This window comes from Paenibacillus sp. OT2-17 (assembly GCF_009827695.1).
In the GTDB taxonomy this organism is placed as follows: domain Bacteria; phylum Bacillota; class Bacilli; order Paenibacillales; family Paenibacillaceae; genus Paenibacillus; species Paenibacillus polymyxa_B.
Map to the genome: position 1 here is coordinate 1 of NZ_WUDQ01001002.1, position 694 is coordinate 694.

At 53.2% G+C, this 694-nt stretch carries 1 pseudogene; it reads left to right on the forward strand.

Going from position 1 to position 694, the window contains the following annotated elements:
* Positions 1–159: 159 nt before the first annotated feature.
* Positions 160–694: pseudogene (locus GRP75_RS28720) on the forward strand (sensor histidine kinase); the annotation flags it as partial.

Sequence of the window (694 nt, forward strand, 5' to 3'; positions counted from 1 at the left end):
GACGGACGGGGCAACGGAAACCGCTGCGAGGTTTACTGCACTCCAGCGCCGTACTCCCCGGTTGCTGTGCGCACGGCTACCGCTGGTCAGCTACGAGCTGGAATGCCTGATGCAGGCTATTTTGAGCCGTCTTGAACAGAATGGAGGGGACAGGGGAGCATGAAGCAATGGGCTTTGTTGAAACCAGGTTGGCAAAAGCTGATCCTGTACCTGATCGTTCTGGGTGTGACATTGTTCTTGGCCGCTGTGCTTCAATGGTTTGTTGTGCGGCAATTCAGTGGTCACTTGGCGGAGATTCAGAACGAGCAGCTCCAGTATGAGGTACAGGAACTTTCCAGCAGCATAACCGCGCGTTATGCCGCATGGCAGACTGAACTGAAGGAGCTGTCGTCCAGTCTGGGCAGAGATATGCTGAATCAGGGAACACGCCAGTATCCTGAAGGGTTTAAGCGTGAAAGCGGCGGGGCCTTTTATGTGCTGGATGAGCAGTATCGTGTGATGGTCGGACGAGACAATCGTGAGATGAAAAGTGCGGTCCAGCAGATTAAATGGCTGCAAAATGGTTGTGCAGTAAGCTCTTTTGTGACAGAGGATCATCAGCCTGCCCAGTATATAGCATGCAGGATTCAAGGAGCGCAGATGGGCGGTTTTATGGTGCGCACGGTTGACGCTGATATGCTCAGCGGGATTATTA